The organism is Paenarthrobacter sp. YJN-D, assembly GCF_015040335.1.
GTDB classification, from domain to species: domain Bacteria; phylum Actinomycetota; class Actinomycetes; order Actinomycetales; family Micrococcaceae; genus Arthrobacter; species Arthrobacter nicotinovorans.
The window spans coordinates 3,357,608-3,373,583 of sequence record NZ_CP053549.1 but is presented as its reverse complement, the minus strand read 5'-3'; the positions used below and the strand labels follow the sequence as shown (position 1 = coordinate 3,373,583).

Here is a 15,976-nt window from a genome sequence, read left to right as displayed (position 1 = left end):
CCGTGGACGCGGACACCGCACCTTTCCCTTCCCGGGAGGCGGACACAGGAGGCCGCGCCAACCGAACGCCGGACCAAGGCACGAATGTATCGCAGAACAGTGGCCTTCTTGCGGTCTCGGCCGGTGTAGTCGGGGTGGTCAGCTACGGCTGCACGTTGCTGATGGCGGCCCTGCTTCCAACCACTGATTACAGCCTGTTCGCAGCGGCCGCGATGCTGGTAGGCATTGTGGGCATCGTCGCCGCTGCGTTGGTTCCCCTTCCTCTTTCCCACACCGTGGCTGTTCACGCGGAGGGCTCGGAGGGTCGGCGGGATGGTTTGTCGTTCTCGGTCTTTGTGTCGTGTCTGGCAGGGCTGGTGGCAGCCATCGTGACAGGCTGCCTCACTCTCGTCATTGGTACTCCCTCCATGGCTCTTGCTGTCGGCTTGGCCTCCTTCACGATTTTTGTGGTGGCGGTGCCTGCCGGATGGCTCCAGGGCGAATTGCGCTTTACGTGGTACGCCTTGGGAACCGTGGCCGAGGTTGTGGTCAGGCTGCTTGTCAGCCTGGTGGTGGCCGTGCTGGCTTGGGGTGCCGGGGGCGCGGTGACGGGCTTCGCGGTGGGGGCCTTGGCGGGTTTGGTGGTACCGCGGGCTTTCTACCGTGACCTGCGCTGGCGTCCCAGGGTGCTGCGTGAGAAATGGCGTTGGGCGGAAACCAGCGACATCGCCTCAGTTCTCTGCGTCGTGTCTGTGCTGGTGGGCATGGACGTGGTGGTGGTTGGTTTCCTGGACCAAGGATCGGTGGCAGCGGCTGGGTTCCAGGCCCTCTCCACCTTGGCCAAGGGGCCCGTCTATGTGGCGGCCGGAACCGCGTTGGTGGCATTCCCCTTGCTGCGGAGTCCTGGCGCTGATGTTGGCCGGATTCTGGCCGGAGCCTTTTCCTCGTTCGGGCAGTTGGCCGTGGTGGCCTTTGCCATCATTGCCACGGCACCGCCTCAGCTGGCCGGCCTGGTGATTCCCCGGAAGTACCACGGTTCCATTGACCTCCTCCCGTGGCTGGCCGCATCAGGTCTCGGTTATGCCGGCCTGATGGTGCTTTCCACGATCCTTCTGGCTGTGCGCGCCTATCGCCGATGCCAACTGGGCCTCGCATGTGCATGCCTCTTGGTGGTTGGCGGCCTGTGGGTCGGCTGGGAGTTGAACAGGGTACCGGGCATGGCGGCAGGTGCCGCGGCCGGGGCAGTGTCGGCGGCCTTGGTCATGGCTGTTCTGGCCCGCCCTGTGCTGGCCAACGCCAACCCCGGAAAGGGAGCAGGCCGTTTTGCCATCCTGGCGGTCGCCCTGATCGTGGTCCTCGGCGTGGCCGCCCACCTGCAGCCGCTGCTCTGGCTTCTGCCCGCCATGATCAGCGGGGTCGCTGTCTTGGCGCATCAGCGTGGGTTGCTGCCACACAGGAATGACTTCAAGTTTTTCCGCCGCCGCACTCATGGTGCCCGTAGAAGGAGTTCCGGCCGTCGGTCCAACCACACGGGATCCCGGCGCGCGGGGCGCCTGCCGGCCTGGATCAGAAGAAGAGCGTCCAATAAATCACTGGCAGTCGGCTCGGTTGTTGTCGCAGCGTTCGGTGTCCGGGCGCTGGGGCTGGAGCGCGGCTTCGAGTTGTGGGTGGATGAAATGTTGTATGTGCGGCTGGGGGAGTCGGTCAGCAACGGCATGTTTCCCACGCTGCCGGACGGGCCGTTCTTCCTGCATCCGCCCGGATATTTCCTGCTTGAAGCAGGAGTCATCAAGGTGTTCGGCATTTTCGGGGACATCATCGATGTGACGCTGCAGCTACGGTGGCTCAACGGCGTTTTGGGGGCTGTCACCGTGGGGCTCGGATTCTTGTTGGTCGGCCATCTGGCCACGAAGACCGCTGCATGGCTTACCGCCGTGCTCCTGGCCTTTGAACCGTTCATCCTGCGCAACAACAGCCACGCCTTCCTTGAGACATCTGCCATGGTTCCCGCGCTGGCCGGGATGTTGTTGCTTGTGGGCGCCCGCGAGCCTGGGAGCAGGGCGCGATGGTTCCTCAGATTGATGGCTGCCGGATTGTTGTTCGGGTGCTCCATCCTGTGCAAGGACTTCTTCTTCATTTGCACGCTGGCTCCCGTGCTGGCCGCCGTTGTGTGGAAGAAGACCCTTCCGTGGCGGGAAGCGCTGGTGCTGACAGTCTTCGGCGTACTGCCTTATGCAAGCTACTTGCTGGTGGTTGCCGCCGGCGGTCATTTTTCCGATTGGGTGTGGGCAAAGACCCACGGGCTGGTGCGCATGTCCGGTGTGGAGAAGACCACCGGCTTCACTTCTGAGGGATCACCGAGCTTGGTGTCGCGCCTTATTGAGCAAAGCGGGCATTTCGGCACGAGCTATCTTCTCCTGGGCCTGTGCCCGCTGGTGGGACTCATCCTGTGCTTCAGCCATCATGCCGGGAGGCGACTGGTCGGGCTGGGCGGCTTGGCCCTGGGAGCCGCCGGCGTCTACAGCGCAGCGTTTGGCACCTTTGAGGAACAGTACGGGTACGGCGTCATGGTGGCCGGCGCGCTGTGTTCGGTCATTGTGGTGGTGGAGCTCAAAGAGAGACACCACCGCGCACGCAGAACCCTTGGCGTCGTCAGCGTCTGTTTCGTGGCGTTGACCGTGGTGCTGGGTCTTCGGACTGAATTGACGGTGGACAACGGCTTCGTCCGGTCCAACGACTGGGTGCAGGCGAACCTGCCAGCGGACGCACGGATCAGCGTCACCAACAGCACAGGCCACTTCGCCTATCTGGATGACCCGCGGTTTGGTATCTGGCCTTCGGCGCCCCTGATGAAGCAGAACGGGGCCAGCTACATCCTGACCCAATCCAAACCCACCAGCCAAGGCTACGGCTATGCCAATCCCACCATGCTCGCCTGGTTGAAGGAGCATGCAAGGCCCTTGGTCTCGACGCCGGGCCCGACCAACGGCGAAACGACCATCTGGTTTGTCGAACCGGCTGATCTCGAACAGGCGGCGATGACCAACATCGGTGAGCCCTCCAAAAGCTACGGAACGGAAAAATAGATGAGAGTACTGCATCTGGGCTTCGAAGATCCACGCATGCCAGGAGCCGGCGGAGGATCCGTGAGGACCCACGAGATAAACCAACGGCTGGCGGCGAGGGGTTTCGACGTAACGGTCCTCACCACCCGGTATCCAGGATGGGAAGAGCGTGTCCAGGACGGGGTCCACTACGTCCCCATTGGCCTCGGGGAAGGCCGCAACCGGCTGTCCAGGCTCCTGACGTATGTTCTGTGTTTGCCGTTTGAAACCCTCAGGAGGCACGGGAAGACAGACCTGGTGGTGGAGGACTTTTTTGCCCCCTTCTCAACGATGGCCGCACCGCTCTGGACCCGGCGCCCCACCATCGGGGTTGTCCAGTGGCTCCATGCCAGGGAGAAGGCGCGGCAGTACAAACTCCCCTTGCACTGGCTCGAGCGGCTGGGGGTGCGCTCGCACCGGAGGCTCATCTCTGTTTCGCAGGGAATCGCGGAGCGGTTGACGCAGCTGAATCCGCGCCTCCACGTGGACGTGATCGGAAATGGCGTGGACCCGGCCGCGTGGAAACCCATTCCACATCGGGGGAAGGACGTCATGTTCATTGGCCGCCTGGAGTACGGCCACAAAGGCCTGGACCTCCTCCTGGAAGCCTGGGCGCAATGCTGTGACCGGGTGGATGGCGACCTGCTGGTGGCCGGCACGGGTCCGGATGAAGCCAGGTTCCGCGAAGGCATCCGGGAGACGGGGCTGTGTGGACGCGTGCGGATGCTCGGATGGTTGTCAGGTGACGAAAAGTTCCAGGCGCTGAGCGATGCGCGGCTCGTGGTGGTGCCGTCCCGGCACGAAACCTTCGGATTGGTTGCCATCGACGCCTTGGCGGTGGGGACCCCCGTGATTGCCTTCGACATCCCCTGCCTCCGTGAGATCGTCCCGACGGGTGTCGGCTGGCTGGTCGAAGCGCTGAACGTCGCCAAGCTGGCTGATGAGATCGCCCTCCGATACACGGAGCCGGCGCTTGACGGGGTGGCAGCAGAGGGACGCCGGTTCGCCGCTGCGTATGACTGGGACGTGTTGGCCGAGCGCCAGGCTGCAGCGTACAAGGACGCGGTGGCAACCCTGAAACCGACCGCATCCGGGGAAGGGGCTTGACGTGCAACTCCTTAACAGGATCGAACGGTCCATGGCCGGGGATGCGCCCTGGCTGGTCCTTTCCCCTCACCTCGACGATGCCGTGTTGTCCTGCGGAGCGCTGATGGAAGCCCAGGCCCGTGGCCGCCAAATAGTGGTGGCCACGCTGTTCTCCGACGCAGATCCCGGCCCGCACACCAGGGCTGCGGGGTCGTTCCTGCGCCAATGCGTGGTGGGGGACGCCGGTGGCCTTTACAGGGCCCGGCAAAGTGAGGACCGGGAGGTCCTGACGGACATGGGCGTTCAGTCCCTTCACCTCGGGGCCGTGGATGCCCTCTTCCGGCGTCGACGGCGGCCGGCGCGGTGGGGGAGCAGCGCATGGGACCGGCTCCTTCCGGAGTTCACCCACCGTTACCCCACCTACCGCTTCGACATCGCCCAGGGCAGGATTTCGCGTGGGGACAAGGGGCTCATCCGCTCGCTCGCAGCCACCGTCGCCACGCTGCTGGCGGAGACTCAGGCGGAGCTGCTCTTCTGCCCGGCCGGCGTGGGGAAACACGTGGACCATCTGATTACCCGCCAACTGGGGACGGACCACCGGGACAGGCTGGTGATGTACTCGGATTTCCCCTACGACCTCCAGGCCGGACACGATTCACGGTTCATGAACCAGCTGGGATACGAGCCCTGGTCCTGGGACGACGGGCTTGCCGGGAAACAGCGTCGGATCAGGCAGTACGCCTCCCAGGTAGAGGCGCTCTTTCCCGACGGCGGGATTCCACGGAAACCGGAAAGCTACTTTGTTCCCGGGGCCGATGCCGGATGGTGACTTCACTGACGTTATCCACGGGACGAGGTTCATCGTTTTGCCCGGCGAGTGTGTCCATACGCAGAGTCCGGCGAACGGCGCCGACGGAGCGTCTTGACACTTTGGGGGATCGCAGTGGGAACTGCTGACATTGAATTGGGACTGCCGATGCGCCGTACCGGGGCGCAACCACGACGGCGGTGGACCGCTTTGGCGGTAGCGGCCACAGTTGCCTCACTCGCCATGGCCGGGGCGCCTGTTGCTACGGCGACGGCGACGGCGACAGCAACAGCCGGTCGGGCATTTTCGCCGTCAGCAGCTCCCACGGCCACAACTGCGGATGCGGCATGCACCAAGAGCGGTGCGACAGGCAGCACCGCCACCAGAGCCTACACAGTCACTACTACCGTCAACGATGCCGGGGACGACACAAGCGCCATCCAAAACCGCATCAACGCCGCAGGAGCAGCCGGGGGCGGCGTCGTCAAACTTGTAGCAGGCACCTACATCATCAACGGCAAGCTCAGAATGGCGAACAATGTGAAACTGGAGGGCGCAGGCCCGGCCACGATCCTCAAAGCAGGCCCGGATTTCCTGTCGACAAAAGGACCGTACGGTGGTTACCCCATTGTCACCACCAACTACGCCACGAATACCACGATCACGAACCTCACGGCGGACCATTCAGGCAACACCCTCCCAGCCAGTAACAGTTTGGACGGGCGCTTGAGCGAGTACGTCGTGGACATCCGGGGCGGCTCCAACAACCTCGTGGATGGGGTGCATGTAAAGAACCCGTTCACATACTCCATCGCCGCCGCCGGGACCACGAAGTTCTGTGTTACGAACAGCAGCACCGTTGTGGTCACGAGCGGCAAATATGACCAGCTTGACGGCATTCACGTCCTGGACTCATCCTTCGGCGATGTCATCAGCAATGCCATCGACCAGCGCGTTGGAACCGACGGTGACGACGGCCTTGTAGCCCACACCATCGATGGAACCACTCACGACATCAACTACATCGGGAACACGGTCCGGGGCGGACACCGGGGCAGCAGCATGCAACTAGCGGTCGGCAACCACTCGATCTATAACCTGAAAGTCGCCGATAACGAGTTCTATGGGGCGCCGTACGGTATCCGTACCGGCTATTATGACAACCGCACCGGGGCAGTCACTGGGGTGATCCTGAGCGGCAACTACATCCACGATTTGGAATTCGGTCACGTGCTCCCCGAAGGCAGCTACGACGCCATCCACATAGGCGACTTCGGCGCTCAAGGCCCGATCACCAACGTGGTCGCCACCGACAACAGGGCGTGTGCAGCAGGGGATATCCACTTGGCACCCGGCACCAGCAACATCAAACGAAACAACACCATACAAACAGGAACATGCTGACCCTGCGCCAGGACCGGATCCTGGCCGGCGGATTTAGCCGGCAGCTACAGCCACGCACAGATCATTCCGCATAGAAGTTATGGGCAAGGGCCACCCTGTTCCTGCCTGCAGCTTTGGCTGCGTACAGGGCGAGGTCGGCCTCCCGCAGGAGCTGTTCGGTTCCGGCGGGGTGGCCCCCCGAGGAAGCGGCGATTCCCGCGCTGATGGTCAGGACGCCGTCGGGGTCGCCGGAGTGTTCGATCCGCAGATCGTGCACGGCTGAGCGCACGCGTTCCAGGACCGTTTCCGCGGTAGTGGCCGTCTGTTCCCGGAGCAGCAACAGGAACTCTTCCCCACCGAACCGATACACGGCGTCCGTGGCCCGGATTTCGCCGGAAAGGGTGGCGGCGATGGCCACCAGCGCGGCGTCGCCTGCTTGATGGCCGTAGATGTCGTTGTAGCTTTTGAAGTTGTCAACATCCACCATGGCCAGGCAGTAGCCGTGGCTTCCGTCGTGCAGGTCTCCCAGATCCTCGGAAAGTTTGAGCCGGTTGTGCACCTTGGTGAGGGGGTCCGTGCGTGCCTGCTCGGTCAGGGCCGAACGGTACCGGGCGAGGTCCGCGTGCAGCGACGTAATACGCTGGGCGGCCAGGAGCCGGATGTGCAGGCTGAACGGGTCCAGGGGTTTGGTGACGTAGTCGTCGGCTCCTGCTTCCATTCCCGCAAGGACGTCCTTCCGCGAGCCATGGGAGGTCACCAGGATGACGTAGGTGTACCTGTCCTTCTCCGCTGCCCGGATGGCACGGCAGAGGTCCAGCCCGTTGAGCCCGGGCATCATCAGGTCCGTCACCACGGCTTCCGGTCTGTGCTCTTGGAAGAGTTGCCAGGCCGAGTCGCCGTCCACGGCCACGATGCAGTCATGCCCGGATTGTTCCACGGCCGCTTTAGTGATCATGCGGGAGATCTGGTCGTCGTCCGCTATAAGGATCTTCATAGGGCTCCCAATAAGATGCGCTCAAGGGCATGGTCAACCCTTGCCAGTTCTGCGGTCAGCCGCTCCAGCAGCCGCGTTCCATCAGCGACAAGCTCCGGCCTGCTCTCCCGGCCAAGGGTTTCCAGTTCCCGGCACAAGGCTGCGGCGCCCACGGCTCCGATGTTGGCTGCTGCGCCTGCAAGTTTGTGTGCGGCCGCTTCGACGGCGGACGGTTGCCCGGCGTCGATGGCTGACCGCAGTGCCTCTACGGTTCCGCCGGCATCTTGCCGGAAGGCCTCGATGGCCGCCGGGAGCAGGCCCACGCCGTCGTCGGGTCCCAGTTCGCGGAGGATCTGGAGGCGCCCGGTGTCGAGAACAACCGCGTCCGACGGCGGTGCTTCCGCCGGCTGCGGCACCCCGGCGGCGGGCGGTGTGGGAGCAGCGGCGGCTTCCGCCGTCGTCGGTTCTTCCAACTGCGGCACCCAACGCGCCAGTACGGTTCCCAGAGTAGCGAGGTCGACGGGTTTGCTGATGTAGTCGTCCATGCCGGCAGCGAAGCAGCGCTCGCGGTCCTCGTTGAGGGCTCCGGCCGTCATGGCGATGATGGGGATCCGGGCCGAATGCCCGTTGCGGGCGCGTATGGCGCGGGTGGCATCGAAGCCGTCCATGACCGGCATGTGGCAGTCCATGAGTACCGCCGCGTAGTTCCCGGTGAGGGCCGCCGTCACGGCTTGTGCGCCGTCTTCGACTATGTCCACGCCGTAACCGAGGCGGTTCGCCATGCCGCGTGCCACCAGCTGGTTGACCTCGTTGTCCTCTGCCACGAGCAGTTTTCCCAGCCGTGCTACCGGCTCGGCGGACGGAGCGGCCGCTGAGGGTGCCGGTGCTGCGGGGGCACGCATGGTTCTGGTGGCCATGAGGCGAAGGAGCCGGTTGTAGAACTCGGAACTGCGGACGGGTTTGGTGAGGTACTCGCGGATCCCGGCTGCTGCCAGATCGACTTTGTCCACCAACATGGTGGAGGTCAGCAGGATGATCCCGGGTGTTCCGGGGTTGGTGCTTTCATGGTTGATGAGGCGTGCCAGCTCCAGACCGTCGGTGTCCGGCATGCACATGTCCACCACGGCGATGTCGTAGGGGTGGCCTTCCAGGACGGCGTTGCGGTATTCGGTCATCGCGGAGGACGCATCGGCCACAGCCACCGGCGTCATGCCCCAGCTGTCCAGCTGGGTCTCCAGCACGAGGCGGTTGGTGGCGTTGTCGTCCACCACAAGCACCCTCTTACCCGCCAGGGAAGCAGGCAGGGTGAGAGTTTCCGAGGCCGGCGGTCCGATGGGCAGTTCCAGTTCGAACCAGAATTTGCTGCCGTTGCCCAGCTCACTGTCCACACCGATGCGGCCGCCCATGGCCTCCGTGAGCCGCCGGGATATGGCCAGCCCCAACCCGGTTCCACCGTAGCGGCGCGTAGTTGAAGCATCTGCCTGGGCGAAGGAATCGAACAGGCGGTGGTGGTCGGTGGCACTGATGCCGATTCCCGTGTCACGGACTTCAAAGCGCAGCGAGGCGTTACCGGCATCTGTCCCCAGCACGGAGACTTTGATTTCGACTTCTCCGGACGGGGTGAATTTCACGGCGTTGGAGGAGAGGTTCACCAGGATCTGCCTGATGCGGCCGGAGTCGCCCATGAGCCGTCCCGGAACATCGGGGTGGCAGTAGGAGATGAGTTCCAGATTTTTGCCTTGTGCGGCCTCGGCCACGAGTCCGGCGACTTCTTCCACGAGTGCCCGGGGGTCGAAGGCGGTGACTTCCAGATCCACTTTCCCGGCTTCGAGTTTGGAGAAATCCAGGATGTCGTTGATCAGCGTGAGGAGGACTTCGCCGGCTCCCTTCACACCTTGGGCGTACTGCCGTTGGCCTTCGCTGAGGGGCGTGTCCATCATCAATGAGGTCAGCCCGATCACGGCGTTCAGTGGTGTCCGGATCTCGTGGCTCATGGTGGCCAGGAATTCGGATTTGAGTCTGCTTGCTTCCAACGCGGCTTCCCGCGCGGCCATAAGTTCGGATTCGGCGGCTTTGCGTTCAGTGATATCACGCGAAATGAAGGCCACTCCGCGTATCCCGGACGCGTTCCGTACAGGGGAGAGAGTGACGGAAACAGGGATGGTGGTTCCATCACCGCGAAGGCGTTGCGTTTCGTAGTTCTGCACGTCCCCGGTCCGGGCTGTGACGTCCATTGCCCGGCGTTCTTCCTCCTGCGCAGCTGCCGGAATGAAGAAGTCGCCCTTCCTGCCGATCACCTCCGAGGCCGGATACCCGAAGATTTTTTCGGCCCCGGGGTTCCAACTGGTGATGACACCGTCCAGGCTTTCGCCGACAATGGCGTCGCCGGAGGAATTGACGATCGCCCCCAGCCCCTCAAGTTCGGCCGTGCGTTCGGCCACTTTCGACTCGAGGTCGCGTGTGAGCGTCACATTTTCGACGACGATCAGCACCTGGCGCACGATGACGAACCCCAGGACCACCAGGCCGGTGACCAGCAGGACGGGGTCGGCGCCGATGGGGCCGGTCCGGGAGAAGAACACGGCACTGAAAACGGGGAGGTAGGGGAGCAGCTCAAGGGCGGCGGCATAACCGCGGCCGTCCTTGCGATTGCTGCCGGTTTCCGGCACCAGCGGGCTTATGCCCACCAGCAGGAAGGCTACTACCCACCCCAGCGCCAAGGGCGATCCTGTGACACCTGAAATGCCTTCCAGGGTGAGCCGCATGTAGGCGAGGTCCGTGAGGGCAAGGATCCAGAAACCGATGCCAAGACTTAGCCACGGCAGTCTGCGCCCCCGGGCCGCACGCATGGTGAGGACGATGACCACGGAGACCATGAGGACGTCTGCGATGGGGTAGGCCATCTGTGTTATCCGGGCAAAGGCGTCACTGTCCTTGGCACTGGCCAGCGGACCCAGGACCGAACTCCACGCGATGAAGAACGTGGAGCTCGCCACTACCCCCGTGTCGAGGATGGCCCGGCGCAAAGGCAGCCGCAAACCCTGTCCGCGCAAAAGCAGGACCAAGCCAATGGAGGCCGGTACCGCGTACCAAACAAAACCGACGTCGGCGAACGACGGAAAAGGGTAGTCGTGGTCGAGGGTGATGCCGTTGAACGTCCAGATGCCTTGGCCGACAGACCAGAGCGCCAGTCCCGCCACAACGAACCAGCGGCCCGTAGCGTTGACCGGCTGTTTGAGGGCTGCGCGTGTATGGGTCGTCAGTGCCGTCAGGACGGCTGTGAGGATCGCCAGGTCACCTGCGAGCTGGGCTGTATTGGTGCCGGTTCCGCTTGCCAGGCCAACGGCCAGCAGTACTGCGCAGAAGGCAACCGCAATCAGGAAGAACGGCATTCCGCGTCCCGACCACGAGCGCTTCGAAAGAACCTCGTGCTTCACTCCCGCCACTGAACCCCTGCCTTCAAAAGTGGCCCCACCAAAAGCGAACGACGCCGTCTTAGCTGCGCTGAGGAGAGCATACGCTGAAAACACCCGTTCAGGGCACAATAAATGTCCTGTGAAGCGCGCAAGGCTGCAGCTGTTCCCGCCAACGTCCCATCAACCGGGACCTGAGTACTGCCAAGTAGTCCGTTCCCGGAAACTGCGTAATACCTGACAGCGCCGCGCTTCCCTTGCAGGGAAAGTCGAGTATCTCCTACTCGTGCAGCCGGCAATGCCCAATTCCTATATTTGAATTCGCAGGGGTTTATTGCAATTCCGTTCCTCCGGCTCAGCGGTGGACCGCACCCCGCCGTAGTGCGGCGGTGCTCCTCCCTATACATAGCTGCGCTTTCTGCACCTGGGCCACAACGGCTCCCACGCGCGGTCCAAGCCATGGAGTCCCGGAGTTCCCATGAACATGAATGATGTAGATCTTCAAACTTCCCTTAGTAAGAACAATGGCGTTGTCCGGCATACGCCGTTCAGTAAATCCAAGCTCATGATTGCCGGCGCCGTTCTTGCATTACTGGCATTGATCCCGCTGCTTTTCGGGGTAGTCAATTGGGCCACGCAACCGGCCAGTGTCGAACAATCAGTGTCGAATGAACAAGCGGCGGCGCCGGAGGCGTCGCCGTCGTCCGACGCAGCTTCGACACCATCCGCGGACGCCGCACCGGCCGCCCAGGCAGCTCCCGCAGCGGCGGCACCGGCCGCAGAGGTACCGGCTGCGGCACCTCCCGCAGAGGCCGCACCGGCCGCCGTCCCCGCGGTAGTTGCCGAGCCCGCGCCGGCCGCCGAAGCTGCACCCGCCCCTCCGGCCGGTGACCCCAACCTCTACACGGTGGCATCCGGTGACACGGTGGGCTCCATTGCCGCAAGGTTCGGTGTGGACGTCAACGCCATGCTGGCTGCGAACGGCCTGGGTGCTTATTCGGTAATCGTGCCGGGCCAGGTCCTGAAGCTCACTGGACCGCCTGTTGCGCCCGTCGCCCCGCCGGCGGCAGTGCAGGCCCCGGTTGCGCAGGCCCCGGTTGCGCAGGCCCAGGCCGCAGCCGCCCCTGCCGTCGTGGCAGCGCCGGCACCGGCACCTGCTCCTGCCCCCGCTGTGCGTACCATCTACGTGGCCGGTGCCGGTGGACAATCACTGGTGGATGCGTGCATCGGCCCGATCAACTACACGCCAACCAACGCCTACGCAGTGTTCATCACCGAGCACGACTTCTGCGGAGGTTGGGCCCGGTTCTCGGGGATCGGTGTTGGTGAGACGGTTTCCATTCCGGGGTACGGGACCTTCACGGCCACGGGCAGGGGCCAAGTGCCCAACCCCGGCACCACCAATGATGTGGCAGCAGTGTTCGGCGGATTCCCAGCGGTGGTCCTGCAGACCTGCATCCCCGGAACCAACCAGATGCTGGTGATCGCCCTGAACTAGCAGCTGATAACTAGGCCGGCGCCGTAAGGCGCGCGAACCGGAGGATACCCAGGATGGCCGGGGCCAACTGATCCTCCATCTGGTGGTAGACCTCTTCCGCTCGTCGGTAGGGGTCTACCACGTCGTTGTCGGCAGGATCGGACGGGAGCGCGAGGTGCCGGACAGATGCTGCGCGGGCGGGGAGGTCGCGCCAGAAGTCCACGATATTCCCGGTGGCGGGAGCGCCGTCGCGGGTCTCCAGGACGGACAACATGCGTGCAAATTCGCGGACCGTAAACGTGCGTTTCAGCAGCGATGCGTCCAACTGGAGTACTTCGCCGCGGTGTTTGGACGTCATGGCCAGCACCAGATCCGTTTCCCGGAGGATCTTCTGGGTGAGCTGCCGGGCCGCAAAATCGTCCGGAGTTCCGCGGAAGGTGCTGATGATCTGTGCCGAAAGGGGCTGGATGGGTTCGCCCACCATGGCCCGGGTGCCGGCGCTGCGGACCTCGAATGATCCGGGACTTACCTGGTTGAGCCCAGCCTGGAGCAACCTCTCGGCCACGGGGGAGCGGCAGATGTTTCCGGTGCAGACGGTGAGGATTCGGAAGGGCTGGGGCGATTGCACGTAGGGCTCTTTTCTTGCGTTGGCGTGGGGCGGTTGAGGCCCCACCCCAAGTTAACACGGGGAATCTCAGGAGCCTTGTCAACAACGCCAGGCCACGGGAACAGTCATAAACCGCTGACGCGGCCTTCCGGTGAACGCTTGACTGAGATCATCCGCTCCGCATATTCTGAACGAACGGTCGGTAATTTATTAGGAGCAACCATGGCATCGCAGAATCTGCAGTCAGTGCCCGCTGAGCTGTCCCCGGAAGAGCAGGAGCGGGAGGCAGCCGGACAGGCGTATTTTGAGCGCATCATTTCGGAGGACTCGCGCATCGAACCGCGCGACTGGATGCCGGCGGCTTACCGCAAGACTTTGCTGCGCCAGATCTCGCAGCACGCACACTCGGAAATCATCGGCATGCAGCCGGAAGCCAACTGGATCACGCGCGCGCCCAGCCTGAAGCGCAAGTCCATCCTCATGGCCAAGGTCCAGGATGAGGCAGGCCACGGCCTGTACCTGTACTCCGCAGCAGAGACGCTGGGGCAGAGCAGGGACCAGATGATGGAAGACCTGATTGCCGGCAAGGCCCGGTACTCCTCCATCTTCAACTACCCCACGGTTTCCTGGGCGGACATGGGGGCCATCGGATGGCTCGTCGATGGCGCCGCCATCTGCAACCAGGTGCCCCTGTGCCGGGCTTCGTACGGTCCTTACGGACGCGCAATGGTGCGCATCTGCAAGGAAGAGTCATTCCACCAGCGCCAGGGTTTTGAGATCCTGCTTGAGCTCTCCAACGGCACGCCTGCGCAGAAGCAGATGGCCCAGGACGCCGTGAACCGCTGGTACGCGCCGTCGCTGATGATGTTCGGCCCGCCGGATGACGATTCACCGAACTCCAAGCAGTCCATGGCATGGAACATCAAGCGCTTCAGCAACGACGAGCTTCGCAGCCGCTTCGTCGGCATGATGGTGGAGCAGGTCAAGGTCCTGGGCCTGACCCTCCCGGACAAAGACATCCGTTTCAACGAAGAAACCAGGAAGTGGGAGCACGGACCCCTGGACTGGAACGAGTTCAAGGAAGTCCTGGCCGGCCGCGGTCCCTGCAACTCGCAGCGCATCGAGCGCCGCCGCGAGGCACACGAAAATGGTGCCTGGGTTCGGGAAGCAGCAGTGGCGTACGCCCGCAAGCAAGCAGAGAAAGTGAACGCAGCATAATGGCTCCCCACGGTAACCCGGAAGAACAGGCAAGCGCCGCCAGCGAGATCAAGCGCGAAGCCCCCAAGGTGGCGGCTACGAACGCAGAAAGCACGACGACGGCCGCCGCCGCGCGCCCGGCCGGCACCCCCGGCGGCGCCAAGGAAGAGCACCCGTGGTCCTTGTGGGAGGTCTTCGTGCGTTCAAGCCGCGGCCTGTCCCACGTGCACGCAGGTTCCCTGCACGCGCCGGATGCGGCGATGGCCCTCCGGAACGCCCGCGACCTCTACACCCGCCGGAACGAGGGCGTCTCCATTTGGGTTGTCCCGGCCGAGGCGATTTCCTCCAGTGATCCCGATGCCAAGGGTGCCTTCTTCGAGTCCCCGCAGGGCAAGGATTACCGCCACGCCACCTACTACACCAAGAGCGAAGGCGTGAAGCACCTGTGACCACCAAAGACACTGACTTCGCAATCGAAGGCCACGGCGATATCTCCGTCGGCGTTCACGGAGCCGGAGCTTCCGGTGACGGTTCGGCCAGCGCAACGCGCATCACGCCGGGCAACGCCCTGCGCCCTGAGGACATCGCGCTGGAAATCAGCCGCGGCCAGGTCAAGCCCGACGAGGATGTGGCTGAGTTTGCCCTTCGCCTGGGCGACGACGGCCTGATCCTCGCCCAGCGACTGGGCCATTGGATTTCCCGTGCCCCGGAGCTCGAGGAAGACATCGCCCTGGGCAACATCGCCTTGGACCAGTTGGGGCACGCACGCTCTTTCCTGACCTACGCCGGAGCCGCATGGGGCAAGTCGGAGGACGACCTCGCCTACTTCCGCCGCGAGCACGAGTTCCGTTCGGCGCACCTGTTTGAGCAGCCCAACGGTGACTTCGCTGTCACCATCGCCCGTCAGTTCATCGTGAGCTTCTACCAGTACGGGCTGTACAGCCGGCTGATGGAGTCCACGGACGCCACGATCGCCGCCATCTCTGCCAAGGCTGTCAAGGAAGTGGATTACCACCGCGACCACAGTGCCCAGTGGGTGCTGCGTCTTGCCGGCGGCACGGATGAGTCCCGCGCCCGCATCATCCAGGGCTTCAAGCTCGTGTGGCCGTACGTGGACGAACTCTTCGAGGACGATGAACTCACCACCCGCCTGTCCGAAGCCGGTGTGACAGTCCAGCCTTCCTCCCTCCGTGCCGAATTCGATCGCCTCACGGGGCAGATCATGACGGAGGCTGAACTGGACATTCCAGGTGTCCCGCAGGCACCCGGCGGAGGACGGCGTGGAAAGCACTCCGAGTTCATGGGCTACATCCTTGCCGAAATGCAGGTCCTGGCCCGCGAGCACCCCGGCGCGAGCTGGTGACCAGCGTGGCAACCCCCTCGCAAACGCAGCCGCAAACGCAGCCGCTCAGCAAGGCTGAGCAGCAGGCTTGGAACATCGCGGCCACGGTCTGCGATCCGGAGATCCCGGTCCTCACCATCGAGGACCTGGGGATCCTGCGCGGCGTCCGCGTTACGGAAGCACCCCACCATGAGGGCGCTCCCGACGACGGCCCGGCAAGTACCGCCGTCGAGGTCACCATCACGCCCACGTACTCGGGTTGCCCGGCGATGGACGCCATTGGCGACGATCTCCGCAAGGCTTTTGAGAAGGAAGGCTATGCGGGCGTCCACATCAACCTGGTGTTGTCGCCGGCGTGGACCACTGACTGGATGACCGAATCCGGCAAGGCCAAGCTGGAGGAGTACGGGATTGCTCCGCCCAGCGGCAGGGCTGCCGCCGGCGGCCATTCCGGTCCCGTCCGCCTGAGCCTGGCCGTGAAATGCCCCCAGTGTTCCTCACTCAACACCAAGGAACTCACCCGCTTTGGTTCCACCTCCTGCAAGGCGCTGTTTGTCTGCCAGGACTGCAAGGAACCATTCGACTACTTCAAAGTCCTCTAAGGAAG

The 15,976-nt window shown here is 63.8% G+C and carries 12 protein-coding genes; 9 read left to right on the top strand and 3 right to left on the bottom strand.

The window, feature by feature from the left end; genetic code table 11:
- Positions 1-2 precede the first annotated feature (2 nt).
- The 4 genes from HMI60_RS15580 to HMI60_RS15565 all read left to right on the top strand — a co-directional run bounded on the left by HMI60_RS15580 (position 3) and on the right by HMI60_RS15565 (position 6,381).
- On the top strand, positions 3-3,065 hold the full coding sequence (locus tag HMI60_RS15580) for a glycosyltransferase family 39 protein (protein WP_193589938.1): 3,063 nt from the start codon (positions 3-5) through the stop codon (positions 3,063-3,065).
- The gene (locus HMI60_RS15575; RefSeq protein ID WP_193589937.1) at positions 3,066-4,190 is read left to right on the top strand and encodes a glycosyltransferase family 4 protein; all 1,125 of its coding nucleotides are present in this window, start codon (positions 3,066-3,068) and stop codon (positions 4,188-4,190) included.
- 1 nt (position 4,191) lies between these two features.
- Positions 4,192-4,998: a PIG-L deacetylase family protein gene (locus HMI60_RS15570; protein WP_193589936.1), complete on the top strand. Its 807-nt coding sequence runs from the start codon at positions 4,192-4,194 to the stop codon at positions 4,996-4,998.
- 93 nt (positions 4,999-5,091) lie between these two features.
- Complete coding sequence (locus HMI60_RS15565) at positions 5,092-6,381, top strand: hypothetical protein (RefSeq protein ID WP_193589935.1); 1,290 nt, start codon at positions 5,092-5,094, stop codon at positions 6,379-6,381.
- 61 nt (positions 6,382-6,442) lie between these two features.
- Here HMI60_RS15565 and HMI60_RS15560 read toward each other — a convergent pair whose 3' ends face one another.
- Both HMI60_RS15560 and HMI60_RS15555 read right to left on the bottom strand, forming a co-directional pair.
- Positions 6,443-7,354: a diguanylate cyclase gene (locus HMI60_RS15560; protein ID WP_110503730.1), complete on the bottom strand. Its 912-nt coding sequence runs from the start codon at positions 7,352-7,354 to the stop codon at positions 6,443-6,445.
- A complete protein-coding gene (locus tag HMI60_RS15555) occupies positions 7,351-10,779 on the bottom strand; it encodes a response regulator (protein WP_227453559.1) in 3,429 nt (1,142 codons plus the stop codon). The genes HMI60_RS15560 and HMI60_RS15555 overlap by 4 nt, the downstream gene beginning before the upstream one ends.
- A 445-nt stretch (positions 10,780-11,224) precedes the next feature.
- Between HMI60_RS15555 and HMI60_RS15550 the strand changes: the two genes are divergently transcribed.
- On the top strand, positions 11,225-12,244 hold the full coding sequence (locus tag HMI60_RS15550) for a LysM domain-containing protein (protein WP_193589934.1): 1,020 nt from the start codon (positions 11,225-11,227) through the stop codon (positions 12,242-12,244).
- 10 nt (positions 12,245-12,254) lie between these two features.
- Here HMI60_RS15550 and HMI60_RS15545 read toward each other — a convergent pair whose 3' ends face one another.
- Positions 12,255-12,851, bottom strand: coding sequence for a low molecular weight phosphatase family protein (locus HMI60_RS15545; protein ID WP_018776926.1), 597 nt, complete (start codon positions 12,849-12,851; stop codon positions 12,255-12,257).
- A gap of 201 nt (positions 12,852-13,052) precedes the next feature.
- On the opposite strand from HMI60_RS15545, the gene paaA reads away from it, so the two are divergent.
- From paaA to paaD, 4 genes are read left to right on the top strand one after another with little or no spacing between them, the layout of a single operon-like run.
- Positions 13,053-14,048, top strand: a complete 996-nt coding sequence (paaA, locus tag HMI60_RS15540; protein ID WP_189075366.1) for a 1,2-phenylacetyl-CoA epoxidase subunit PaaA — start codon at positions 13,053-13,055, stop codon at positions 14,046-14,048.
- Complete coding sequence (paaB, locus tag HMI60_RS15535; protein WP_193589933.1) at positions 14,048-14,476, top strand: 1,2-phenylacetyl-CoA epoxidase subunit PaaB; 429 nt, start codon at positions 14,048-14,050, stop codon at positions 14,474-14,476. Before paaA ends, paaB begins: the two co-directional genes overlap by 1 nt.
- Positions 14,473-15,390: a 1,2-phenylacetyl-CoA epoxidase subunit PaaC gene (gene paaC / locus HMI60_RS15530; RefSeq protein WP_018776923.1), complete on the top strand. Its 918-nt coding sequence runs from the start codon at positions 14,473-14,475 to the stop codon at positions 15,388-15,390. Before paaB ends, paaC begins: the two co-directional genes overlap by 4 nt.
- Positions 15,387-15,971, top strand: coding sequence for a 1,2-phenylacetyl-CoA epoxidase subunit PaaD (gene paaD / locus HMI60_RS15525; protein ID WP_193589932.1), 585 nt, complete (start codon positions 15,387-15,389; stop codon positions 15,969-15,971). Before paaC ends, paaD begins: the two co-directional genes overlap by 4 nt.
- Positions 15,972-15,976 lie beyond the last annotated feature (5 nt).

What these genes read in the sequence shown, in the direction of transcription:
- HMI60_RS15575 (WP_193589937.1), top strand. Translation starts at nt 3,066, where the DNA reads ATGAGAGTACTGCATCTGGGCTTCGAAGATCCACGCATGCCAGGAGCC.
- HMI60_RS15560 (WP_110503730.1), bottom strand. Translation starts at nt 7,354, where the DNA reads ATGAAGATCCTTATAGCGGACGACGACCAGATCTCCCGCATGATCACT.
- HMI60_RS15550 (WP_193589934.1), top strand. Translation starts at nt 11,225, where the DNA reads ATGAACATGAATGATGTAGATCTTCAAACTTCCCTTAGTAAGAACAAT.
- paaA (WP_189075366.1), top strand. Translation starts at nt 13,053, where the DNA reads ATGGCATCGCAGAATCTGCAGTCAGTGCCCGCTGAGCTGTCCCCGGAA.
- paaB (WP_193589933.1), top strand. Translation starts at nt 14,048, where the DNA reads ATGGCTCCCCACGGTAACCCGGAAGAACAGGCAAGCGCCGCCAGCGAG.